This window comes from Enhydrobacter aerosaccus, from assembly GCF_900167455.1.
GTDB classification, from domain to species: Bacteria; Pseudomonadota; Alphaproteobacteria; order Reyranellales; family Reyranellaceae; genus Reyranella; species Reyranella aerosaccus.
The window spans coordinates 1,248,767-1,271,558 of the sequence record NZ_FUWJ01000001.1 but is presented as its reverse complement, the minus strand read 5'-3'; the positions used below and the strand labels follow the sequence as shown (position 1 = coordinate 1,271,558).

21 protein-coding genes and 4 tRNA genes are annotated in these 22,792 nt (G+C 62.9%); 3 read left to right on the top strand and 22 right to left on the bottom strand.

The window, feature by feature from the left end; translation table 11 throughout:
* Positions 1-2: 2 nt before the first annotated feature.
* The 22 genes from nuoI to B5D62_RS05885 form a co-directional block, all read right to left on the bottom strand.
* Positions 3-491, bottom strand: coding sequence for an NADH-quinone oxidoreductase subunit NuoI (gene nuoI, locus B5D62_RS05990; protein ID WP_085932863.1), 489 nt, complete (start codon positions 489-491; stop codon positions 3-5).
* Between the two features lie 11 nt (positions 492-502).
* Positions 503-1,528 carry an NADH-quinone oxidoreductase subunit NuoH gene (gene nuoH, locus B5D62_RS05985; RefSeq protein WP_231714766.1) on the bottom strand — a complete coding sequence of 342 codons (1,026 nt, stop codon included), beginning with the start codon at positions 1,526-1,528 and terminating at the stop codon, positions 503-505.
* Positions 1,529-1,543: 15 nt separating this feature from the next.
* A complete protein-coding gene (nuoG, locus tag B5D62_RS05980; protein WP_085932861.1) occupies positions 1,544-3,592 on the bottom strand; it encodes an NADH-quinone oxidoreductase subunit NuoG in 2,049 nt (682 codons plus the stop codon).
* 15 nt (positions 3,593-3,607) lie between these two features.
* Entirely contained in the window at positions 3,608-4,891 is a 1,284-nt protein-coding gene (gene nuoF, locus B5D62_RS05975; RefSeq protein ID WP_085932860.1) for an NADH-quinone oxidoreductase subunit NuoF, read from the bottom strand.
* A gap of 3 nt (positions 4,892-4,894) precedes the next feature.
* On the bottom strand, positions 4,895-5,476 hold the full coding sequence (locus tag B5D62_RS05970) for a complex I 24 kDa subunit family protein (protein WP_085932859.1): 582 nt from the start codon (positions 5,474-5,476) through the stop codon (positions 4,895-4,897).
* 11 nt (positions 5,477-5,487) lie between these two features.
* Positions 5,488-6,672 carry an NADH-quinone oxidoreductase subunit D gene (locus B5D62_RS05965; protein ID WP_085932858.1) on the bottom strand — a complete coding sequence of 395 codons (1,185 nt, stop codon included), beginning with the start codon at positions 6,670-6,672 and terminating at the stop codon, positions 5,488-5,490.
* Position 6,673: 1 nt separating this feature from the next.
* Positions 6,674-7,279: an NADH-quinone oxidoreductase subunit C gene (locus B5D62_RS05960; RefSeq protein ID WP_139373734.1), complete on the bottom strand. Its 606-nt coding sequence runs from the start codon at positions 7,277-7,279 to the stop codon at positions 6,674-6,676.
* Positions 7,279-7,821 carry a NuoB/complex I 20 kDa subunit family protein gene (locus B5D62_RS05955; protein ID WP_085932857.1) on the bottom strand — a complete coding sequence of 181 codons (543 nt, stop codon included), beginning with the start codon at positions 7,819-7,821 and terminating at the stop codon, positions 7,279-7,281. Before B5D62_RS05955 ends, B5D62_RS05960 begins: the two co-directional genes overlap by 1 nt.
* Entirely contained in the window at positions 7,812-8,177 is a 366-nt protein-coding gene (locus tag B5D62_RS05950) for an NADH-quinone oxidoreductase subunit A (protein ID WP_085932856.1), read from the bottom strand. Before B5D62_RS05950 ends, B5D62_RS05955 begins: the two co-directional genes overlap by 10 nt.
* A 55-nt stretch (positions 8,178-8,232) precedes the next feature.
* Positions 8,233-8,309: transfer RNA gene (locus B5D62_RS05945), tRNA-Asp, on the bottom strand.
* A gap of 143 nt (positions 8,310-8,452) precedes the next feature.
* Positions 8,453-8,528: transfer RNA gene (locus B5D62_RS05940), tRNA-Val, on the bottom strand.
* A gap of 72 nt (positions 8,529-8,600) precedes the next feature.
* Positions 8,601-8,873: an HU family DNA-binding protein gene (locus B5D62_RS05935; RefSeq protein ID WP_085932855.1), complete on the bottom strand. Its 273-nt coding sequence runs from the start codon at positions 8,871-8,873 to the stop codon at positions 8,601-8,603.
* A gap of 183 nt (positions 8,874-9,056) precedes the next feature.
* A complete protein-coding gene (gene lon / locus B5D62_RS05930; protein WP_085932854.1) occupies positions 9,057-11,459 on the bottom strand; it encodes an endopeptidase La in 2,403 nt (800 codons plus the stop codon).
* Between the two features lie 177 nt (positions 11,460-11,636).
* Positions 11,637-12,908, bottom strand: coding sequence for an ATP-dependent Clp protease ATP-binding subunit ClpX (clpX, locus tag B5D62_RS05925; protein WP_085932853.1), 1,272 nt, complete (start codon positions 12,906-12,908; stop codon positions 11,637-11,639).
* Between the two features lie 140 nt (positions 12,909-13,048).
* Entirely contained in the window at positions 13,049-13,696 is a 648-nt protein-coding gene (locus tag B5D62_RS05920) for an ATP-dependent Clp protease proteolytic subunit (protein ID WP_085932852.1), read from the bottom strand.
* A gap of 75 nt (positions 13,697-13,771) precedes the next feature.
* A complete protein-coding gene (gene tig / locus B5D62_RS05915) occupies positions 13,772-15,124 on the bottom strand; it encodes a trigger factor (protein ID WP_085932851.1) in 1,353 nt (450 codons plus the stop codon).
* Between the two features lie 25 nt (positions 15,125-15,149).
* A tRNA-Leu gene (locus B5D62_RS05910) sits at positions 15,150-15,234 on the bottom strand.
* 89 nt (positions 15,235-15,323) lie between these two features.
* A complete protein-coding gene (locus B5D62_RS05905; RefSeq protein ID WP_085932850.1) occupies positions 15,324-16,829 on the bottom strand; it encodes an NAD(P)H-hydrate dehydratase in 1,506 nt (501 codons plus the stop codon).
* A gap of 33 nt (positions 16,830-16,862) precedes the next feature.
* Positions 16,863-16,939 (bottom strand) — tRNA-His (locus tag B5D62_RS05900).
* A gap of 56 nt (positions 16,940-16,995) precedes the next feature.
* Positions 16,996-17,595, bottom strand: a complete 600-nt coding sequence (locus tag B5D62_RS05895) for a TetR/AcrR family transcriptional regulator (protein ID WP_085932849.1) — start codon at positions 17,593-17,595, stop codon at positions 16,996-16,998.
* An 89-nt stretch (positions 17,596-17,684) separates the two neighbouring features.
* Complete coding sequence (locus B5D62_RS05890; protein WP_139373733.1) at positions 17,685-18,347, bottom strand: TetR/AcrR family transcriptional regulator; 663 nt, start codon at positions 18,345-18,347, stop codon at positions 17,685-17,687.
* A 111-nt stretch (positions 18,348-18,458) separates the two neighbouring features.
* Entirely contained in the window at positions 18,459-19,625 is a 1,167-nt protein-coding gene (locus B5D62_RS05885; RefSeq protein WP_085932847.1) for an aminotransferase, read from the bottom strand.
* A 192-nt stretch (positions 19,626-19,817) separates the two neighbouring features.
* Between B5D62_RS05885 and B5D62_RS05880 the strand changes: the two genes are divergently transcribed.
* The 3 genes from B5D62_RS05880 to B5D62_RS05870 all read left to right on the top strand — a co-directional run bounded on the left by B5D62_RS05880 (position 19,818) and on the right by B5D62_RS05870 (position 22,658).
* On the top strand, positions 19,818-20,156 hold the full coding sequence (locus tag B5D62_RS05880) for a P-II family nitrogen regulator (RefSeq protein WP_085932846.1): 339 nt from the start codon (positions 19,818-19,820) through the stop codon (positions 20,154-20,156).
* A gap of 53 nt (positions 20,157-20,209) precedes the next feature.
* The gene (gene glnA, locus B5D62_RS05875; RefSeq protein WP_085932845.1) at positions 20,210-21,616 is read left to right on the top strand and encodes a type I glutamate--ammonia ligase; all 1,407 of its coding nucleotides are present in this window, start codon (positions 20,210-20,212) and stop codon (positions 21,614-21,616) included.
* Between the two features lie 196 nt (positions 21,617-21,812).
* Positions 21,813-22,658: an alpha/beta fold hydrolase gene (locus B5D62_RS05870; protein ID WP_085932844.1), complete on the top strand. Its 846-nt coding sequence runs from the start codon at positions 21,813-21,815 to the stop codon at positions 22,656-22,658.
* The last annotated feature ends 134 nt before the right edge of the window (positions 22,659-22,792 follow it).

Below are 22,792 nucleotides of genomic sequence, written 5' to 3'. Positions count from 1 at the left end.
GATCAGCGGTAAGGCGCATCCGCGCGGAGGTTCTGCGCGATGGTCCCCTCCCAGCGGTCGCCGTTCGCGAGCAGCTTTTCCTTGTTGTACATCAGCTCCTCGCGGGTCTCGGTCGTGAATTCCGTGTTGGGGCCCTCGACGATGGCATCGACCGGACAGGCTTCCTGGCAGAAGCCACAATAGATGCACTTCGTCATATCGATGTCGTAGCGCGTGGTGCGGCGGCTGCCATCCTCGCGCGGCTCGGCTTCGATGGTGATGGCAAGGGCCGGACAGATCGCCTCACAGAGCTTGCAGGCGATACAGCGCTCTTCCCCATTGGGATACCGGCGCAGCGCATGCTCGCCGCGGAAGCGCGGGCTGAGCGGGCTGCGCTCGTACGGGTAGTTCACCGTAACCTTCGGCTTGAACATGTACTTCAAGGTGAGGGCGAAGCCCGAGATCACCTCGGCCAGTAGAAACGTGCGCGCAGCGCGATCGAGAGAGGGCATCTGCAATCTCCCTATTTGCCCGGCACCAGGCCGCCGAACTGCAGCACCGCCGCAGTCAGCACGAGCCACCCCAGCGAGATGGGCAGGAAAACCTTCCAGCCCAGCCGCATAAGCTGGTCGTAGCGGTAACGAGGCAGGGTTCCCTTCGTCCAGCTGAAGACGAAGAGCAGCGAGGCGATCTTGAGCGCGAACCACACTACGCCGGGTATGTAGGTGAAGGGCGCATAGGGAATGGGCGACATCCAGCCGCCGAGGAACAGCACGGAGCCCATTGCCGACAGCAGGATCATGTTGGCGTATTCACCCAGGAAGAATAGGGCGAAGGGCATCGACGAATATTCGGTCTGGAATCCCTGCACGAGTTCCGCTTCCGACATCGGCAGATCGAACGGCGTGCGGTTGGTCTCCGCGAGCGCCGAGATGAAGAAGATGACGAACATCGGCAGCAGCGGCAGCCAATACCAGTTCCAGAACCAGCCGGCCTGCGCCAGCACCACCTTGGACAGGTTGAGCGAGCCGACGCACAGCAGCACCGTCACCAGGACGAAGCCGATCGAGACCTCGTAGGATACCATCTGCGCCGCCGACCGCAGCGCGCCCAGGAACGCGTACTTCGAATTGGATGCCCAGCCGGCGATGATGATGCCGTAGACGCCAAGCGAGGAGATCGCGAAGAGGTACAGGATCCCGACATTGATGTTGGCGATTACCCAGCCGTCGGAGAACGGCACGACCGCCCAGGAGATCAGCGCCGTCATGAAGGTGATCATGGGCGCGATCAGGAACAGCACGGTATTCGCGCTCGACGGGACGATCGTCTCCTTCAGCAACAGCTTCAGACCGTCGGCGAAGGGTTGAAGCAGGCCGAATGGGCCCACGACGTTCGGACCACGCCGGAGCTGGATCGAAGCCCAGATCTTGCGATCGGCGTAGGTCATGTAGGCGACCGCCACCAGGAGCGGCACGGTAACCGCCAGGCATTCGGCAAGAATGACGATGGCCTGGCCGAGCCAGTGGGTCGTGAAGAAGTGGATCAGATCGGCGTACATGCCCTACTCCGCCGCCAGCAGCTGCTGCCGCGACGCCATGCATTCCGCCATGGTACGCGACGCCCGACTGATGGGGCACGTCATGTAATAGTTCGTGATCGGCGAGGCGAAGGCCGCGTCGTTCGTGGCACCCGCCTGGCCGAACGGCCCCCAGGCGCCTGGCGCCTGCTGATCGAGCGCGGCGAAGACCTTGTTGGTTGCAACCAGGCGGCTGCGCACCTGATCGAGCGTGTCGTAGGGCAGAGTCTTGCCCAGACGCTCCGACAAGGCGCGGATGATCGCCCAATCCTCGCGCGCTTCCCCCGGCGGGAAGGTCGCGCGCAGACCGAGCTGCACCCGGCCTTCCATGTTCACATAGGTACCCGGCTTCTCGGTATAGGCGGCGCCGGGAAGGATCACGTCGGCCCGGTGGGCGCCACGATCGCCGTGGTGGCCCTGGTAGATCACAAACGCCTTGCCGAGTTGCTGCACATCGATCTCGTCGGCGCCAAGGAGATAGACCACGTCGATCTCCTTGTTCTGCGCTCCGGTCAGAATGCCGGCGACGTCGCGACCGCCCTCTCCCGGCACCAGGCCAAGATCGAGGCCGCCAACGCGCGCCGCCGCGGTATGCAGAACAGCGAAGCCGTTCCAGTCCTCGCGCACGGCATTGATCTTTTCCGCCAGCTCACGCGCCAGCGCCAGTACGGCGGCGCCATCGTCGCGGGTCAGCGCCCCCATGCCGACGATGATCATCGGGTTCTTGGCCGCTTTCAGCTTCTCGAAGAAACCGAGCTTGCCATCCGCCAGTTCGCGCAGCGTCGCGGGGCCGGCTCCCAGCCGCTCGACGGGATAGGTGAGGTCGACCGACGGCCCGATGCTGGCAAACGCGCAGCGGCCCGTGAGGTAGCGCTTGCGCAAACGCGCATTGAGTACGGGCGATTCCCAGCGCGGGTTGGTTCCGAGCAGCAGGATGGCATCTGCCTGGTCGATGCCACGGATGCCTGGATTGAAGATATAGCCTCCGCGCACGCCCGCCTCGAGCTTGGCGCCGTCCTGGCGGCAATCGATGTTGGGCGAGCCGAGCGCCGCCATCAGATCCTTGAGCGCGACCATCGACTCGGCGTCGCACAGGTCACCGACGATGGCGGCGATCTTCTTGCCGTCGACGCCCTTCAGCTTGTCGACGACGGTCGTGAACGCCTCGTCCCAGCTTGCCGGCACGAGCTTGCCGCCCTTGCGGACGTAGGGCTGGTCGAGACGCTGGTAACGCAGACCGTCGACCGCATGACGCGTCTTGTCGCCGATCCACTCCTCGTTGACGTCGTCATTGAGCCGCGGCAGCACGCGCATGACCACGGCGCCTCGCGTATCGACGCGGATATTGGAGCCCAAGGCATCCAGCACGTCGACCGACTCGGTCTTGCGCAATTCCCACGACCGGGCCTCGTAGGCGTAAGGCTTGGAAGTGAGCGCGCCGACCGGGCACAGATCGACGATGTTGCCCGACAACTCCGTCGTCAGCGTGTGCTGAACATAGGTCGTCACTTCCATCGATTCGCCGCGTCCGGTCGCCCCGAGTTCCTCGACACCCGCCACTTCCGTCGCGAAACGGATGCAGCGTGTGCAGTGGATGCAGCGGTTCATGGACGTCTTGACGAGAGGGCCCAGTTCCTTGTCCGGCACCGCGCGCTTGTTCTCGTGATACCGGCTGCGGTCGAAGCCGAAGGCCATGGCCTGATCCTGCAGATCGCACTCGCCGCCCTGATCGCAGATCGGGCAATCGAGCGGATGATTGATGAGCAGGAACTCCATCACGCCGTTGCGCGCCTTGCGCACCATCGGCGTGTCGGTCTTGATCACCATGCCCTCGGCAACCGGCATGGCGCAGGAGGCGATCGGCTTGGGGGCCTTCTCCTGCTCGACCAGGCACATGCGGCAGTTGCCGGCAATAGACAGGCGCTCGTGATAGCAGAAGCGGGGGATTTCGACTCCCGCCAGTTCGCAGGCCTGCAGAACCGTGATGCCGGCCGGCACCTCGATCTCGATGCCGTCGATCTTCATCTTGGGCATAGTGTGCTCCCCGCCCTACTCGGCTGCCAGCTTCTGGGTGCGCGCGCGGATGCGGCGCTCCATCTCGGGCCGGAAATGACGAATCAAACCCTGGATCGGCCAAGCGGCCGCGTCGCCAAGCGCGCAGATCGTATGACCTTCGACCTGCTTGGTGACGTCCTCCAGCGCATCGATCTCCTCGATGCGGGCATCGCCCGTCACCATCCGCTCCATCACGCGCCACATCCAGCCGGTGCCTTCGCGGCACGGCGTGCACTGACCGCAGCTCTCGTGCTTGTAGAAATAACTCAGCCGCGCGATCGCCTTCACGATGTCGGTCGACTTGTCCATGACGATGACCGCCGCGGTGCCCAGACCCGACTTCTGTTCGCGCAGGGCATCGAAGTCCATCAGCACGGTATCGCAGATATCTTTCGGCAGGACCGGCACCGAGGCGCCGCCCGGAATCACGGCCAGCAGATTGTCCCAGCCGCCGCGTACGCCGCCGGCATGCTTCTCGATCAGCTCGCGCAACGGGATGCTCATCGCCTCCTCGACGTTGCACGGCTTGTTCACGTGGCCGGAGATGCAGAACAGCTTGGTGCCGGCATTGTTGGGGCGGCCGAAGCTCGTGAACCAGCTGGCACCGCGGCGCAAGATGGTCGGCGCCACGGCAATTGATTCGACGTTGTTGACGGTGGTCGGACAGCCATACAGGCCGGCACCGGCCGGGAACGGCGGCTTCAGCCGCGGCATGCCCTTCTTGCCTTCCAGGCTCTCCAGCAACGCCGTCTCTTCGCCGCAGATATAGGCGCCGGCGCCGCGATGGACGTAGAGATCGAAATCCCAGCCCGAGCCGCAGGCATTCTTGCCGATCAATCCGGCCTCGTAGGCCTCCTGTACGGCTGCCTTGAGATGCTGGGCCTCGTTGTAGAACTCGCCGCGGACGTAGATGTAGGCGGCATGCGCCCGCATGGCGAACGAGGCGATCAGGCAGCCTTCAATCAGCGTATGCGGATCATGCCGCAGGATGTCGCGATCCTTGCAGGTGCCCGGCTCCGACTCGTCGGCATTGACCACGAGGTAATGCGGCCGATCCTTCACTTCCTTCGGCATGAAGGACCACTTGAGGCCGGTCGGGAAGCCGGCGCCGCCGCGGCCGCGCAGGCCCGACTTCTTCATCTCGTCGATGATCGCGTCCTGACCACGGTCCAGGATCGCCTTGGTATTGTCCCAGATACCGCGCGCCCGAGCGCCTGCCAGGCGCCAGTCGTGGATGCCGTAGAGATTCTGGAAGATGCGGTCCTTGTCGGCGAGCATGGTTCACTCACCCTTCAATGTCGTGGGGCCGCCGATCGGCGCCGAAGCCTGGCGGTCGACCTGTGGGCCGGGTTTGGGAGTCTCGCCGCGGCGGAAAGCGTCGAGCAGCTTGCGGGTCGAGGCCTCGTCGAGATCCTCGTAGAAATCGTCATTGATCTGCACCACCGGCGCATTCACGCAGCCGCCCAGGCACTCGACCTCCTGAACGGTGAAGGTGACGTCGTCGGCCGCCTCGCGGCACGCCTTCATCACGCCATCCGAGCCGCGCAGCCAGCAGGGCGTCGTGGTGCAAACCTGCAGCAGGTACTTACCCTTCGGCCGGAGCTGGAACATCGTATAGAAGGTCGCGATCTCGTAGACGCGGATCGGCGCCATTTCCAGCAGCCGCGCCACCTCGTCCATCGCCACGCGCGGCAGCCAGCCTTGCTGGCGCTGCGCCAGATCCAGCACGCCGATCACGGCGCTGGCCTGGCGGCCCGGCGGGTACTGCGCAATCAGCCCCTTCACCTTCTCCATGTACTCCGGAGTGAAGGAAAAGGAAGCGACCTGCGGCACGTCCTTGGGATCGGCGGTGATCATCGCCATCGCATCGTCTCCTAGCGGTCGATCTCGCCGAACACGATGTCGAGCGAGCCGATATTCGCCGACATGTCGGCGAGCTGATGGCCACGAGTCATCATGTCGAGCGCCTGCAGATGGGGGAATCCCGGCGCGCGGATCTTGCAACGGTAAGGCTTGTTGGTGCCGTCCGAGACCAGATACACGGCGAATTCGCCTTTCGGCGCCTCGACTGCGGTGTAGGTCTCGCCGGCGGGAACCTTGTACCCTTCGGTATAGAGCTTGAAATGATGGATCAGGGCTTCCATCGAGCCCTTCATCTCGGCGCGCCGTGGCGGCGCGATCTTGCGATCGTCGATGCGCACGGCTCCCTTCACGGTCCGCAGCGCCTTGATGCACTGCTCCATGATGCGGGCGCTCTGATACATCTCCTCGACGCGCACCAGATAGCGCGCGAAACAGTCGCCGGTCTTGCCGATGGGAATGTCGAAATCCATCCGGTCGTAGACGTCATACGGCTGCGACTTGCGCAGATCCCAGGGCAGTCCGCAGGCGCGGATCATCGGCCCGGAGAAGGCCCAGTCGAGCGCCTGCTCCTTGGAAACGACACCGATATCGACCGTACGCTGGCGGAAGATGCGGTTGTCGTTCAGCAGGTTCTCGATGTCCTTCAGGAACGGGTAGAACTGGACGGTCCACCGTTCCATGGCGTCGAGCATGCCGTCCGGCAGATCCTGGTGCACGCCGCCGGGACGGAAATAGGCCGCATGCATGCGGGCGCCGCTCACGCCTTCGTAGAACTCCATCAGCAGCTCACGCTGCTCGAAGCCCCACAGCGGCGGCGTCAAGGCGCCGACATCCATCGCGAATGTCGTGACGTTCAGCAGATGATTGAGGATGCGCGTGACCTCGGAGAACAGCACGCGAATGTACTGGCCGCGCTCCGGAACCGTGATGCCCAGCAGCTTCTCGACGGCAAGCGCGTAGGCGTGCTCCTGGTTCATCGGCGACACGTAGTCCAGCCGATCGAAGTACGGCACGGCCTGCAGGTAGCTCTTGTATTCGATGAGCTTCTCGGTGCCGCGATGGAGAAGGCCGATATGCGGATCGCAGCGTTCAACGATCTCGCCATCCATCTCTATCACCAGACGCAGCACGCCGTGCGCCGCAGGATGCTGCGGCCCGAAGTTCATCGTCAGCGTCTTGATCTCGACGTCGGCCATATCAGCTCGCCTTTGTCGCTTTTTCGTCGCCCGGCAGTACCCGCTCGACGCCGCCTTCCCACGGGCTGAGGAAGTCGAACTTGCGGAACTCCTGGGCGAGCTTCACCGGCTCGTAGATGACGCGCTTCTGCACGTCGTCCCACCGCACCTCGACGAAGCCGGTGAGCGGGAAATCCTTGCGCAGCGGGTGACCTTCGAAGCCATAGTCGGTCAGGATCCGCCGCAGATCCGGATGGTCGGCGAACCAGACACCGTAGAGATCGTAGGTCTCGCGCTCGAACCAGGTTGCCGAGCTGAACACCGGCGCCGCCGACGGAACCGGCGTCGCCTCGTCCGTCGCCACCTTCACGCGCACGCGCTGGTTATGCACCAGGCTCAGCAGGTTGTAGACGACATCGAAGCGCTTCTCGCGCTCCGGCCAATCGACGCCGCTGACATCGACGAGCTGCTTGAACAGGCACTTGGGATCGTCGCGCAGGAAGGTCAGCAGGGCGATGATCTTGTCCGGCGTCGTCTCGAGCATCAGCTCGCCGAGGCGCACATAGGCCGCGTCTGCGGCACCGCTCGCCCGAGCGATATGCTCACCAAGCTCGTTGATCGGCTCCATCAGCGCACCAGCGTTCCGACGCGACGGACCTTCTTCTGGAGCTGGAGGACGCCGTACAGCAGCGCCTCTGCCGTCGGCGGGCAACCCGGCACGTAAATGTCCACCGGCACGACACGGTCACAGCCACGCACGACCGAATAGCTGTAGTGATAGTAGCCGCCGCCGTTGGCGCAGGACCCCATGGAGATGACGTAGCGCGGCTCGGCCATCTGGTCGTAGACCTTGCGCAGGGCCGGAGCCATCTTGTTGGTCAGCGTCCCGGCCACGATCATCACGTCGGCCGAGCGCGGGCTCGGCATCGGCGCAACGCCGAAACGATCCAGATCGTAGCGGCTCATCCAGCAATGGATCATTTCCACGCCACAGCAGGCGAGACCAAAGGTCAGCCCCCACAACGAACCGGAACGCGCCCAGTTGACGAGCTTGTCGAGTTGGGCAACGACGAAGCCCTTGTCGGCGAGCTCGTCGTTCAACGCCCGCGATAGCGCCGCATCGGCAGCGGGATTAACCAGGTTGGATCGTGCTGGAGTGACTACTCCCATTCCAACGCTCCCTTGCGCCACTCATAGATGAAACCGACGGTCAAGACGCCGAGGAACAGCATCATCGACCAAAAGCCGAAGACACCGATGTCGCCGAGCGCCACGGCCCACGGAAAGAGAAACGCGACCTCGAGGTCGAAGATGATGAACAGAATTGCCACAAGGTAGAAACGCACGTCGAACTGCCCTCGGGCATCGTCGAAGGGCGGAAAGCCGCACTCGAAGGGCGACAGTTTCTCGGAGTTCGGATTCTGACGCGCGATCAGGTAGGAGCCGCCGACCATCGCGGCCACGAGGGCCAATGCGAGACCGAGGAAGATCAGAATGGGAAGGTATTCCCGAAGAAGAGCTTCCATCGTCACCCCTTGTGCCCCCCCGGATCTTCTGCCCTTGGGCTGCCAGCACTTGGGCTGGCGCGAGCGACGGGACTCGAACCCGCGACCTCCGGCGTGACAGGCCGGCGTTCTAACCAACTGAACTACGCCCGCAAAAGCCCCAAGCGGCGCGCGGAGAGATAAAGGACCCCCTATGGGGTGTCAAGCATACTGCACTCGCGAGATGGTGTGTAAATGCCGGAAATATCTGAATTTTCCGCAAGCGAGCGAAAACGCACGCAAAACAGCAGCGGCAATGGTGGGCGATGACGGACTCGAACCGCCGACATCCTCCGTGTAAAGGAGGCGCTCTACCAACTGAGCTAATCGCCCTCGCCGCCCTCCTAGCATAGCCACGCCAGAAGTGCGCTACGGCTTTCGTAATTTTGCCGATGCTTCGCCAGGCTAGTTGACGGCGTCCTTGAGGGCTTTGCTCGGACGGAATCGAGGTACGATCGCCGCCGGGATCTTGATCTTCTCCCCCGTTTGCGGGTTGCGGCCCTCGCCTGCATTACGCTTCGACACCTGGAAAGTCCCGAATCCGACCAGAAGGACTTTCTCCCTCTTTTTCAGCGACTTCGTGATCACGGTCAGAATCGAATCGACGGCATTAGCGGCGTCGGTCTTGGAAAGATTGGTCGAAGCGGCGACGGCGGCGATGAGATCGTGCTTATTCACGGGCAATCCCTGCAAAAACCGGCACCCTCAAGTGTAAGGGCGGCGCGAAAACGGCGTCAACGAGGAATACCACATTTTGTAGCCGAATCATCCATTAGACCGCAACCAATGGCGTAAAAGCGACGAAGCCTCGGATCTCTCCGAGGCTTCGCTCTACAGTTCGTAATGGAGGACGAACGGTCCTTAGTGAGCCATCATCCCTTCCGGATTTTCCGCCGGCTTCTTGGCGACCGGCTCCAGATCATCCGGCCACTCGATTGCAACCAGCGGCTTCGCCAGAGCCCGTGCCAGCACTTCGTCGACGGTGGAGACCGGGACGATCTCCAGTCCCTTCTTCACATTTTCGGGAATTTCCGGCAGGTCGCGCTCGTTCTCCTTGGGAATGAGCACGGTCTTCAGGCCGCCACGCAACGCGGCCAGCAGCTTCTCCTTGAGGCCGCCGATCGGCAGGACCCGGCCACGCAGGCTGATCTCGCCCGTCATCGCCACTTCCTTGCGCACCGGATTTCCGGTCAGTGCCGACACGATCGACGTGATCATGGCGACGCCCGCCGACGGACCATCCTTGGGCGTCGCGCCTTCCGGCACGTGCACGTGAATGTCGCGCTTCTCGAACATCGCCTGCTTGATGCCGAAGGCCGCCGCGCGGGAGCGGACATAGGCGTTCGCCGCCTGCACCGACTCCTGCATGACATCGCCCAGTTTGCCCGTGACCGTCACGCGGCCCCGGCCTGGCACCAGCACGGCTTCGACCTGAAGCAGCTCGCCGCCGACTTCAGTCCAGGCCAGGCCGGTGGTGATGCCGACCAGATCCTCGAGTTCGGCCTCGCCGAAGCGGAATCGGCGGACGCCGGCATACTTGTCGAGGTTCTTGGCGGTAACCTTCACCTTGGTCGTCCCCTTCATGAGGATTTCCTTGGTGGCCTTGCGAGCCAGGTTCGCGATCTCGCGCTCCAGATTACGCACCCCGGCCTCGCGCGTGTAATAGCGCACGAGATCGCGGACGGCGTCGTCATGGATGTCAAGTTCGTTGTCCTTCAGGCCGTTCGCCTCGATCTGCTTGGGGATCAGATGCTTGCGGGCAATGGCCACCTTCTCGTCCTCGGTGTAACCCGCCAGCCGGATGATCTCCATGCGGTCCAACAGCGGCTGCGCCATGCGCAGCGAGTTGGCCGTCGTGATGAACATCACGTTCGACAGATCGTAATCGATCTCGAGATAGTGGTCGTTGAAGGTCGCATTCTGTTCGGGGTCCAGAACCTCGAGCAGCGCCGACGACGGATCGCCGCGGAAATCCGCCCCGAGCTTGTCGATCTCGTCGAGCAGGAAGAGCGGGTTCGACGACTTCGCCTTCTTCATGCTCTGGATGACCTTGCCCGGCAGCGAGCCGATATAGGTCCGGCGATGGCCGCGGATCTCGGCCTCGTCCCGCACGCCGCCCAGCGACATGCGCACGAAGTTACGGCCGGTCGCCTTGGCGATCGACTTGCCGAGCGAGGTCTTGCCGACGCCCGGAGGGCCGACCAGGCACAGGATGGGACCCTTCATCTTCTCGACGCGCTGCTGCACGGCAAGATATTCGAGGATCCGCTCCTTCACCTTCTCAAGGCCGTGATGATCGGCATTGAGGACATCCTCGGCGTACTTCAGATCCTTGATGATCTTGGTCGGCTTGCGCCACGGAATGGACAGCAGCCAGTCGAGGTAGTTGCGCACCACCGTTGCCTCGGCGGACATCGGGCTCATCGTGCGCAGCTTCTTGAGCTCGCCGTTGGCCTTTTCGCGCGCTTCCTTGCTGAGCCGCGTCTTCTTGATGCGCTTCTCCAGTTCGGAGATCTCGTCGCGACCGTCCTCGGTCTCGCCAAGCTCCTTCTGGATCGCCTTCATCTGCTCGTTCAGATAATACTCGCGCTGCGTCTTCTCCATCTGACGCTTCACGCGATTGCGGATCTTCTTCTCCACTTGCAGCACGCCGATCTCGCCTTCCATCAGGCCGAGGATCCGCTCCAGCCGCTTGGACACCGAGTCGAGTTCGAGCAATTGCTGCTTGTCGGCAACCTTGAGCGCCAGATGCGCCGAGATGGTGTCCGCGAGCTTGGTCGGCTCCTCGATCTTGTTGATCGAGACCACAACCTCCGGCGGCACCTTCTTGTTCAGCTTCACATAGTTTTCGAATTCGGAAACGACGGTCCGCGCCGCAGCCTGAAGCTCGGCCGGATCTCCCGACGCCTCCTCCATCTCGACAGCGCGCGCCTCGAAGAAATCGGCGCGATCGGTGTAGCCGTCGATGCGCACGCGCTTCCCGCCCTCGACGAGGACCTTCACCGTCTCGTCCGGCAGTTTCAGGAGCTGCAGCACCGTGCCGAGCGTACCGATATTGTAGATATCGTCGGGACCGGGATCGTCCTGGGTCGCGTTCTTCTGGGCGATCAGCAGGATCTGCTTGTCGTCCTTCATGACCTCTTCGAGCGCTTTCACGCTCTTCTCGCGACCGACGAAGAGGGGAACGATCATACCGGGGAACACGACGATGTCGCGCAACGGCAGGACCGGATAGACATTTCCTTGTTGGGTGGGGGCGTTCATGATGCCTCGCTACATATGCTGTTAGAGCTGTCGCGCACCCCGGCCGTAACCCCCAAACGTGGGCAATTGGCGGCAGAAAGCCACGCACACTCAGTTGCAGAGATTGGCTCGAACGGGGGTCCGTTCAAGGCCCCGGAAGTAAGCTGGCGGCTGTAGCCGCCGCCAGTGTTGCAAAACTCAGGCCGGCGCTGCAGCGACGCCTTCCTTGCGCTCGCCGTGCACATAAAGCGGCTGAGCGCGACCTTCGATGACTTCGCGGTTGATGACCACTTCGTCGACGCCGTCCAGGGACGGCAGGTCGTACATGGTGTCGAGCAGCACGGTCTCCATGATCGACCGCAGACCGCGAGCGCCCGTCTTGCGCAGGATGGCCTTCTGGGCGACCGCCCGCAGCGCATCGTCCGTGAACTTGAGCTTCACGTTCTCCATGTCGAAGAGCCGCTGGTATTGCTTCAGCAAAGCGTTCTTCGGCCGGGTCAGGATCTCGATCAGGGCGCTCTCGTCCAGGTCCTCAAGCGTTGCGACTACCGGCAAGCGGCCGACAAACTCGGGAATCAGACCGTACTTCAGGAGATCCTCAGGTTCGAGGTCCCGAAGTACCTCGCCGGTGCGGCGGTCGTCCGGCCCCCTCACCTCGGCACCGAACCCGATCGAGGTCCCCTGGCGCCGCTGGGAGATGATCTTGTCGAGACCCGAGAAGGCACCGCCGCAGATGAACAGGATGTTGGTGGTGTCGACCTGCAGGAATTCCTGCTGTGGATGCTTTCGGCCACCCTGGGGCGGAACGGAGGCGACCGTGCCTTCCATGATCTTCAGCAGGGCCTGCTGCACGCCCTCACCCGACACATCCCTGGTGATCGAGGGGTTATCGGACTTGCGGCTGATCTTGTCGACCTCGTCGATATAGACGATGCCGCGCTGGGCCCGCTCGACGTTGTAGTCGGCGGCCTGCAGGAGTTTGAGGATGATGTTCTCGACATCCTCGCCGACATAGCCGGCTTCGGTCAGCGTCGTCGCGTCGGCCATGGTGAACGGCACGTCGAGCATCCGCGCCAGTGTCTGCGCGAGCAACGTCTTGCCGCAACCGGTCGGGCCGATCAGCATGATGTTCGACTTGGCGATCTCGACATCGTTCGCCTTGCCGCCGTGACCGAGCCGCTTGTAGTGGTTGTGCACGGCAACCGCCAGGATGCGCTTGGCTTGATCCTGGCCGATCACGTAGTCGTCGAGTATCTGACGGATTTCCTTCGGCGAGGGCACGCCGTCCTTGGATTTGACCAAGGTCGTCTTGCTCTCCTCCCGAATGATATCCATGCAAAGTTCGACGCATTCATCACAGATGAATACCGTCGGGCCAGCAATGAGCTTACGGACCTCATGCTGGCTCTTGCCGCAGAAGCTGCAGTAGAGGGTATTGCGGGAATCGCCCCCGGATTTGGCGGCTGGCATGTCTGTAACGCACCTCCGCTTGGGGGGCTCGCTGCCGGCGAGCCCGCACACAAGTGTAATGTTAAACGTGCCTCCCTCAGGGCGACAACCCCAAAATATGGTGTGTCCCCCTGCGAATAGGAAGCGATTGGTCGCGGCTCCTAGGAGGCAGCCGCCTGGATCGTCGGCAGCGGCCGATTCTCCAGCACGTCGTCGATCAACCCGAACTCCTTGGCTTCGGGGGGAGAAAAGAACTTGTCACGCTCCATGGCCCGTTCGATCTCCTCGATCGTCCGGCCAGTATGATGAACGTACATCTGGTTCAGCCGTGCCCTGGTCTGCAGGATCTCCTTGGCATGGATCTCGATGTCCGTCGCCTGGCCCTGGGCGCCGCCCGAGGGCTGATGGATCATGATACGAGCGTTGGGCAGCGAAAACCGTTTGCCCTTGGCACCGGCCATGAGCAGGAGCGAGCCCGCCGACGCAGCCTGGCCGAAAACCAGGGTGGAAATCTGGGGCCGCACGTATTGCATCGTGTCGTAAATCGCCAGCCCCGACGTCACCACGCCGCCCGGCGAGTTGATATAGAAGGAAATGTCCTTGGTCGGGTTCTCGGATTCGAGATAGAGCAGCTGCGCACAGAGCAGCCCGGCGACATTGTCTTCGATCGGCCCGTTCAGGAACACGATCCGCTCCTTCAGGAGCCTCGACCAGATGTCATAGCCGCGCTCGCCCCGGGCCGACTGCTCGACGACCATGGGAACGTAGTAGTTATTGTAGACTTGCAGCGGATCGCGCTCGCGGCTCATCGCCGAACCCCCTCTGGAACTAACAGACAAAAGGTGGCAGCGCCGGCGGCCCTGTTCAAGACCGCCGGCACTGGATCAATTCGTGGCCGCCTCGGACGGGGCGTCCTCCGCCTCTTCCGCCTCGCGAGCCGCCTTCATCAGTTCCTCCGGGGTAACTGACTTGTCCGTCACCTTCGCAAGTTCCAGGATGAAATCGACCGTCTTCTCCTCGAAGATCGGCGCCCGCAGCTGCTCCTTGAGTTCGGCATTCTTGCCGTAGAACTCGAGGACCTGGCGCTCCTGGCCGGGGTAGCGCATCGCCTCGCGCATTACGGCCTGATTTAGCTCCTCGGGCGTCACGTCGATGCTGTTCGACCGGCCAACATCCGCCAGCAGCAGACCGAGGCGAACGCGACGTTCGGCGATGTCCCGGTATTCCTTCCGCAGCTTCTCTTCGTCACCCTCGAACTTCTCGCCATTCTTCTTGGCTTCCTCGATGCGACGCCAGATCGAGTCGAATTCGGCCTCCACCAGGCCGTCCGGCACGGCGAACTTGTAGGCATCCGCCAGCTTGTCGAGCAGCTGCCGCTTGACCATCGAGCGCGAGATCCGGGCATAGTCTTGGCCAATCCGGTCGCTCACGGCCTTGCGCATGGCCTCGAGATTCTCGAAGTTGTTTTTCTTCGCCAGCTCGTCGTCGGCCGGCTTGTCGACGAACTCGCGAATCTCCTTCACGGTGCACTTGAACACGGCGTCCTTGCCCGCCAGTTCCTTGGCGCCGTACTCGGCCGGGAACGTCACCTTCACGTCGATCGGCTTGTCGATTTCGGCGCCAACGAGCTGGTCCTCGAAGCCCGGGATGAAGTTCCCAGAACCCAGCTCGAGCACGTAGTCTTCAGCCTTGCCGCCGGGAAATTCGACGCCATCGACCGAACCGACGAAGTCGAGCTTGATCGCATCGCCCTTCTGCGCCGGTCGCGGCGGATCCACCGGCTTCTGCTCGCGATTGGCCTTGGCGATGCGGTCGAGCGCGTCGTCCACGTCCTTCTCCGGCACGTCGGCCTTGAGGCGCTCGAGTTCGATACCGGAGAAGTCGAGCTGACCGATCTCTGGGAGAAGCTCGATCGCCACCTCGAACTCGACGTCCTTGCCCTCGCCCAGCTCTTTCAGGTCGACTTTCGGCTGCAGCGCAGGCTTCAGACCGCGATCCTCGATCGCCTTGGCCGTGCTCTGATTCACGGCCTGCTCCAAGGCGTCGCCATAGAGCGCTTGGCCATACTGCTTCTTGAGCAGGCCCACAGGAACCTTGCCCGGACGGAAGCCCGGCATCTGTGCCGTGCGTGCGAGCTCGGCCAGGCGCTCGTCGACCTTCGCCGACAGGTCACCCGCGGGAACGACGATCTTGAATTGCCGCTTCAGCCCTTCGGCCGACAGTTCCGTGACTTGCATTCTCTTCACTTCCATCTTTTCTGTTTGGTGCGGGCGGAGGGACTTGAACCCCCACGCCTTGCGGCACGAGAACCTAAATCTCGCGTGTCTACCAATTTCACCACGCCCGCCCGACTGAGCCCTAGCGCACGCCAGGGCCTGCGAGCCGGGTGCCGCGAGGGCCGAGTCGCGGGCCTCTTAGCCCGCGCTTGCGAGGCGGTCAATTCATCGCCGCACCTAATGCTTCCGGCAGGCAATCGATCAGGTCTTCGGCAATCATTCCCGCTCTTCCAAAACGATACGCGGCCTCGCCGTGGATCCATGCCCCGGCCGCTCCGGCCGCCAAAGGCGCCATGCCCTGAGCCATGAGACCACCGGCAATGCCGGCGAGGACATCCCCAGAGCCCGCCGTCGCCAGGGCCGGCGACGCATGGACGTTGATGATAGCCCTGCCATCCGGTGCAGCGACGACCGTGTCGGGTCCCTTAAGCAGGATTGTGGCGCCGCTGCGGCGAGCCGCCGCGCGGGCGCGTTCGACCTTGCTGGGCATCGCGACGAGATCGGGGAACAGTCGGGCGAATTCGCCGGCGTGAGGCGTCATCAGGACCGGCCCCGACACGGCATCGAAAAGTGCCGACGGACGATCGGCGAAGACCGTAACGGCATCGGCATCCAACACCGTGGCCCGATCGGCCTTGAGAGCCGCCAGCGCGGCCTGGCGGGTGCGCTCGTTGCGCCCCGATCCAGGACCGATCAGGACGGCATTCCGCCGCTCGTCGGCAAGCAGTTGTGCGAAGGCCTCGTCGCCATCGCTTTCCACCACGAGATTGCCGGGCTCCGCGCCTTGGTAAACGGCAAGCGCCGACCGAGGCGCCGCGATCGATACCAGGCCCGCTCCGATTCGCCTGCCGGCCAGCGCAGCCAGTCTGGCGGCACCGGTCGAAGAGGCCCCTCCAAGGACCGTGAGATGGCCACGCTTGTATTTGTGGTCGTCGACATCGTCCCGCCGCAGCAGCGTGGCCCACAGGCGCGGATCGTTCTTCCACAATTTGGGCCGGATCCCGCCAAGCACCGCTTCCGGGATGCCGATATCGGCGACGCGGATCTCCCCGCACAGCCGGCGCCCTTCGACCGAGAAGTGCCCGGGCTTGGGCCGGAAGAAGGTCACGGTGAGCGCAGCCTTGATCGAACGTCCCAACACCGCGCCGGTGTCGCCATGCAGGCCGGTCGGCACATCCACGGCCACCACCGGCAGGCCCAATGCCTCGACGCGCGCCAGAATATCGGCCGCTGCTCCCTCGACGGGACGGGTCAGTCCGGCGCCGAACAGCGCGTCGATGACCAAGGGACGCCCATCCAGGAGATGAGCGGAGATCGATTCGACCGGTCTTTTCCACAGATGAGCCGCCCGCGCCGCGTCTCCTTTGAGCGCGGCCAGCGATCCCAGGAGCGCAAGCCGCACCGGCCAGCCCGCTGCATGAAGACGCCGGGCCACGACGAAGCCGTCCCCGCCGTTGTTTCCAGGTCCGCAAAGGACGACGACCGGCTGGCGACGGTATCGTTCGACGACAGTACCTGCGACGGCAGCCCCGGCTGCCTCCATCAGTTCCGTCCCCGGTGTACCCGCTGCAATCGCGGCCGAATCGGCGGCCGCCATCTCCGAGCAGGTCAGGAGGACCAGGTCGTCTTGGGGGATAATGTCTCTGAGCGGACGTCGTTCGTTCATGAGACGTGGTTCGTTCATGAGAGTATGGGCGGTTGGGGCGGCCGACCGGACTTGAACCGGCGACATCCAGAATCACAATCTGGCGCTCTAACCAACTGAGCTACGGCCGCCACCGCCAGGCACTTCCAACGAAGGCGCGCCTTCCTACGCTTAGCGGCCCGGAGCGTCAAGAAATCGGCGGGGCTGGCGGCGCCGGCGGCAGAAGTCGATCGATCGCGCGGATCCAGACGTTGCAGGCTTCCTCGCGCGACAGACCGAACATCTCCTTCATCCGGGCCCAGCTCTCGAAATCCATCAGCGCCTCGAGGGCGAGGACCGTCCTCTTTCTCTCGACGTCGGGCAGCGCCGAGAGCTCGGGCCTGAACATGGCCTCGATGCGCATCACGATGAGCTGCCGAATGACCTTGATACGCTGCTGGAGCTCCGCCGAATCGCTCGCATTGGCGTTAAGCACGCGCCATAGCGGCAACCAACGCTCGCATCCGGTCGCACGGGCCTCGACTTGGGATCGGATTCGGGTATCGCGATCCGCGTCGAGATCGCGCGGCATCCCCGCTGCCTTCGCCTCGCCGATTGCATAGTCGGTCGCGGCGACACGCAGCGCATGCAGATCCGGGAACCGCTCGAAGATCGACCGCACGGAATAGCCGGCCCGCTCGGCGATCTGGACCGCTGTCGGCATCTGTGCGCCCTCGCGCACCAGGACCATGTACGCCTCCACGATCAGCCGCTTGGTGCGTTCGCTGCGCAGATGGCGTCCGTCCACGCGGGTCGGTCTGATTTCCGCCTCGCTGGCTCTCGGGTTTGCGGCTTCAGAAGGAGTATGTTCCACGATCGCTCGATCCATTGGCATCATCAACCAGTCGGTGGCGTCGGCGGCAGCAGCCGGTCAATGGCGAAAATCCATACATCGCGCGCCTCATCGAAGCGCAATCCGTGATGCTCTCTCATGCGAGCCCAGCTTTCCATGTCCGTCAACGCCTCGAGTGCGATCAGGACATCTCGTCTTTCCGTGTCGGGCAAGGTTGCCAGCTCGGGCTTGTACATAAGCTCGAGCCTGCCCATCGTGATGCCCCGGGCGCGACGGACCCGCGCCTTGAGCTCCTCCGACTCCTCTTTAATGCTCATCAGCAGGCGCCACAACGCAACGCCCCGCTCACAGGTCCCGGCACGCGTCTCAACCTGGGACTTCAGGCGCGTCATGCGATCGCCATCCACATTCCGCGCCGGCGCCAGTGCGGCAGCCTGGGCCAGGGCATAGTCGGTCGCGGCGATCCGCAGGGCATTGAGATCTGGAAATCGCTCGAACACAGATCGCACCGAATAGCCGGCGCGCTCGGCAATCTGTGTTGCCGTCGGCATCTTGGGATCTTCCCGGACCAGCGACAGAAATGCCTCGATAATGAGCTGTTTGGTCCGCTCGCTTCGCAGGCGTCGACCGTCGATTCGAGGAGACTTTGCAGGCAGTGACAAGATTTGATCCATGAATTGGCACACAATGCGCACGACACACGCCAAAACTCAAAGCCGACTTTGACAAGTCGGCTACTGATATTGGCAATGCAAGTGCAGTAATACTATGCCCCAAGCTTGCGCAGCCGTCCTCAAGAAATTGTGAAAAGAGTCGGCCTAACGGGTGAAGTACCGGCCAAGCCTGTCAATTGCGGCATCTAAGGTGCTGTCGTTCTTGCAAAAACAGAAGCGTGCAAAATGTTTGGGAGCCTTAACGGGATCGTCATAGAAGGCGCTCACGGGCACCGCCGTGACTCCTGCATTGACAGTGATATCCCGACAAAAATCATCGTCCGTTCCATTAAAGCCCAGGGGACGGAAGTCGGTCGTGACGAAGTAGGTACCGTGCGCCGGCAGCACACCGAAGCCGATTTCCGCGAGAGCCTTGCCGAGCCGATCGCGCTTGCGTTGCATGTCGCTCGAAAGCCCCTCGAAATAGGCGTCGCTCAACCTTAGCCCGGTGGCCGCTCCCCACTGGAGATTCGGCGGTGTCGTGAAGGTCATGAACTGGTGTGTCTTGGCAATGGACCTCATCATCTCGGCCGCGGCCGTCACGTAGCCGACCTTCCAGCCCGTGAGGCTGAAGCTCTTGCCGGCCGAGCCGATGCGGGCGGTGCGCTCCCGCATCCCCGGCAGAGTCATCAGGGAAAGATGCCGAGCCCCTTCGAAGACGATGTGCTCGTAGACCTCGTCGCATATGGCATAGGCATTGTGCTCGAGGCAAAGCCCGGCGATGAACTCCAGCTCGTCGCGATCGAAGACCTTCGAGCACGGGTTCATCGGTGTGTTGAACAGGATCAGCTTGGTGCGGTCGCTGAATGCCGCCGCCAGTTCCTCCCGCGGCAGTCGCCATGTCGGCGGCTCGAGCCGGACGAGCTTGGGGATGCCCCCGGCCCGGCGCACGATGGGCAGATAGGAATCGTAAAGCGGTTCGATCAGGACCACCTCGTCTCCCGGCTCGATGAGACCGAACAGACAGTCTCCCAGGGCTTCGGTGGCGCCAGAGGTGACCAGAACCTCGCTTTGCCAGTCGACATCGAGTCCTTGGAATCGCTTGGCGTGCTCGGCGACGGCCTGGCGCAGTTCGGGGATGCCCATCATCGGCGGATACTGATTGTGCCCGTCGAGCAGATATTCCGCCGCCGCGCGCCGCACCTCCTCCGGTCCTTTGTCGTCTGGAAATCCCTGCCCGAGATTCACCGATTTGTGCTCCCGTGCCAGCGCAGACATGACCTCGAACACGGTCGTCCCAAGCCCGGACATAATGGCATTGGCGGTTTTCATGGATCTCTCTGTCTATCTATTGAGCAACTTTCTGATGTCTTCTTGGACAGTCAGCCCACTTTCCGGGCGAAAATCCCGAAAGAAAACCCGCCACTCATGTGGAAAACTCTGGCATGAAAGCTGCTTCTCGAAGACCTACAGGGCTGCCACAAGCGACAGCACTGGCGCCTGTGCGTGGAGTGTTGCAAGCCAATGAAGAAGATCGAAGCGATCATCAAGCCTTTTAAGCTCGATGAAGTGAAGGATGCCCTCAATCAGGTCGGTCTCAAGGGCATCACGGTGTTGGAAGCCAAAGGCTTTGGTCGCCAGAAGGGGCACACAGAGCTTTATCGCGGCGCCGAGTATGTCGTCGACTTCCTGCCCAAGGTGAAGATCGAGTTGATCATCGAGGACGAGATGGTCGAGAAGGCCGTCGAGGCCATTCGCAGCTCCGCCCATACCGGTCGCATCGGCGACGGCAAAATCTTCGTGTCACAGATCGAGGATGCCATTCGGATTCGTACTGGCGAGCGCGGCGACGCCGCCGTATGAGAAGCGGCCCTTTGGGGGGCCAGAACGACCAACAGGAAAGGGACGAACGACAAATGGATGCCAAGCAAGTTCTCGCGATGATCAAGGAAAAGGACGTGAAGTTCGTGGACTTCCGTTTCACTGATCCGCGCGGCAAGTGGCAGCACACGGCCCGCATGGCCTCTGCCACCGACGAAGGCACGTTCGTCGACGGCGTTATGTTTGACGGCTCCTCGATCGCCGGCTGGAAGGCGATCAACGAGTCCGACATGATCCTGATGCCGGATACCTCCACGGCGGTGCTCGATCCGTTCACGGCGCAGACGACCCTGATCGTCAATTGCGACGTCGTCGAGCCCTCAACCGGCCAGCTCTATGCGCGTTGCCCGCGCTCCACCGCCAAGCGCGCCGAGGCCTTCCTCAAGTCGTCGAGCGTGGGCGATACCGCCGTGTTCGGTCCGGAGCTCGAATTCTTCGTGTTCGACGACGTCCGCTTCGACGTGCAGATGTCGGGCAGCTTCTACAAGGTCAACTCGAGCGAATCGCCCTGGAACACGGGCGCCGAGTTCGAGGGCGGCAACATGGGCCATCGCCCCGGCGTCAAGGGCGGTTACTTCCCGGTCCAGCCGGTCGATTCGATGAACGACCTGCGCGCCGAGATGATGTCGGTGGCGACCGAGATGGGCCTCACGATGGAGATCCATCACCACGAGGTCGCGCCGAGCCAGAACGAACTCGGCTTCAAGTTCGACACGCTGGTGAAGACGGCCGACAACGTGCAGAAGTACAAGTACACCCTGCACAACGTCGCCCACAGCTACGGCAAGTCGCTGACCTTCATGCCGAAGCCGCTCTATGGCGACAACGGCTCGGGCATGCACACCCACCAGTCGATCTGGAAGGACGGCAAGCCGCTGTTCGCCGGTTCTGGCTATGCCGATCTCTCCGAGACGGCGCTCTACTACATCGGCGGCATCATCAAGCATGCCAAGGCGCTGAACGCCTTCTGCAACGCCAGCACCAACTCCTACAAGCGCGTCATCCCGGGCTTCGAGGCGCCGGTGCTGCTGGCCTACTCCTCGCGCAACCGCTCGGCCTCGTGCCGCATCCCCTACGCGTCCTCGCCCAAGGGCAAGCGCGTGGAAGTGCGCTTCCCCGACCCGTCGGCCAATCCGTACCTCGCCTTCGCGGCGATGCTGATGGCCGGCATCGACGGCATCCAGAACAAGATCCATCCGGGCGATCCGATGGACAAGAACCTGTACGACCTGCCGCCGGAGGAGCTGTCGAAGGTTCCGACCGTGGCTGGCTCGCTGCGCGAGGCGCTCAATGCCCTCGACGCGGATCGCAGCTTCCTCACCAAGGGCGGCGTGTTCACCGACGACCAGATCGACGCCTACATGGAGCTCAAGTGGGAAGAGGTCTACAACTGGGAACACCAGCCGGCGCCGGTCGAGTACAAGATGTACTACTCGATCTGAGCAACCCGCTCGGAACAACGGAAAGGCCGCCCCATGGGCGGCCTTTTTGTTGTAGCTGCCAACAAGAAGGCCCCGCTGTCTGACCGCTCGCGTGTCCCGTTCCATGCAGACGACCAAGCAGCTCCAACATTGTTCGCTACTGGAGCGCGCGCCATTCCGTTAGGATGCCTGTCAGGAACCGCAGGAGAGACAGTCCATGTCCCAAAACTGGCCTGCGGCAACGCAGGAAATCGCAACCAACGGCACGACCCTGCACGTCCGGATCGGCGGTCAAGGTCCAGCGCTCCTGTTGCTGCACGGCTTCGGTGAGACCGGCGAGATGTGGGCGCCGCTGGCAGCCAAACTCGCAGCCACGCGGACTGTGATCGCCCCCGATCTTCGCGGCATGGGACATTCGGCACGACCGGCCGGCGGATATGACAAGAAGACCCAGGCCGTCGACATCGCGGGCGTACTCGACGCCCTGAAGATCGAGCGCGCCGACCTCGTCACCCACGATATCGGCAACATGGTGGGCTACGCCCTTGCCGCCCTCTATCCCGAACGGATCTCCAGGTTCGTGATCATGGACGCCCCGCTGCCGGGGATCGGCCCGTGGGACGAGATCATCCGAAGCCACGCCTTGTGGCACTTCTCGTTCTACGGCCCCGACGCCGAACGTCTCGTCGCCGGCCGCGAGCGGATCTATCTCGACCGCTTCTGGAACGAGTTTTCCGCCGATCCCAGCAAGTTTGCCGAAGCCTCGCGCGAATACTACGCCAAGATCTACGCGATGCCGGGCGCCATTCATGCCGGCATGGAGCAGTTCAAGGCATTCGATCAGGATGCCAACGACAACAAGGCGCTGTTGGCCAAAGGCAAGTTGCCGATGCCGGTGCTGGCCGTCGGCGGCGAGAAGTCGTTCGGCGCCACCATGGCCGTGGTGATGCGCGCCGCAGCGAACAATGTCACGGAAGCCATCGTGCCGGCCTCGGGGCATTGGCTGATGGAGGAAAATCCGAACGACACCATCGCCCTCATCGTCGACTTCCTGGCTCGATGAAGTCCTGCTGCGGAGTCCCGCTCCGGCACGCATCTCGATGTGAAAGACGTCAACGGGTCGAGCGCTGATCTCGCCTTTCGGATCATGGAAGGGCCGACTGTTGCAGTTCCCTTTTTTGTTGGAGGATGCGGGCC

Bases quoted from the DNA above. Each gene is read 5' to 3' on its own strand.
- nuoG (WP_085932861.1), bottom strand. From the start codon at position 3,592: ATGCCCAAGATGAAGATCGACGGCATCGAGATCGAGGTGCCGGCCGGC.
- B5D62_RS05870 (WP_085932844.1), top strand. From the start codon at position 21,813: ATGTCCCAAAACTGGCCTGCGGCAACGCAGGAAATCGCAACCAACGGC.
- B5D62_RS05885 (WP_085932847.1), bottom strand. From the start codon at position 19,625: ATGAAAACCGCCAATGCCATTATGTCCGGGCTTGGGACGACCGTGTTC.
- B5D62_RS05920 (WP_085932852.1), bottom strand. From the start codon at position 13,696: ATGAGCCGCGAGCGCGATCCGCTGCAAGTCTACAATAACTACTACGTT.
- glnA (WP_085932845.1), top strand. From the start codon at position 20,210: ATGGATGCCAAGCAAGTTCTCGCGATGATCAAGGAAAAGGACGTGAAG.
- tig (WP_085932851.1), bottom strand. From the start codon at position 15,124: ATGCAAGTCACGGAACTGTCGGCCGAAGGGCTGAAGCGGCAATTCAAG.
- B5D62_RS05960 (WP_139373734.1), bottom strand. From the start codon at position 7,279: ATGGAGCCGATCAACGAGCTTGGTGAGCATATCGCTCGGGCGAGCGGT.
- B5D62_RS05955 (WP_085932857.1), bottom strand. From the start codon at position 7,821: ATGGGAGTAGTCACTCCAGCACGATCCAACCTGGTTAATCCCGCTGCC.
- B5D62_RS05905 (WP_085932850.1), bottom strand. From the start codon at position 16,829: ATGAACGAACGACGTCCGCTCAGAGACATTATCCCCCAAGACGACCTG.
- lon (WP_085932854.1), bottom strand. From the start codon at position 11,459: ATGAACGCCCCCACCCAACAAGGAAATGTCTATCCGGTCCTGCCGTTG.
- B5D62_RS05965 (WP_085932858.1), bottom strand. From the start codon at position 6,672: ATGGCCGACGTCGAGATCAAGACGCTGACGATGAACTTCGGGCCGCAG.
- B5D62_RS05880 (WP_085932846.1), top strand. From the start codon at position 19,818: ATGAAGAAGATCGAAGCGATCATCAAGCCTTTTAAGCTCGATGAAGTG.
- B5D62_RS05950 (WP_085932856.1), bottom strand. From the start codon at position 8,177: ATGGAAGCTCTTCTTCGGGAATACCTTCCCATTCTGATCTTCCTCGGT.
- clpX (WP_085932853.1), bottom strand. From the start codon at position 12,908: ATGCCAGCCGCCAAATCCGGGGGCGATTCCCGCAATACCCTCTACTGC.
- B5D62_RS05970 (WP_085932859.1), bottom strand. From the start codon at position 5,476: ATGGCGATGATCACCGCCGATCCCAAGGACGTGCCGCAGGTCGCTTCC.
- nuoF (WP_085932860.1), bottom strand. From the start codon at position 4,891: ATGCTCGCCGACAAGGACCGCATCTTCCAGAATCTCTACGGCATCCAC.
- nuoI (WP_085932863.1), bottom strand. From the start codon at position 491: ATGCCCTCTCTCGATCGCGCTGCGCGCACGTTTCTACTGGCCGAGGTG.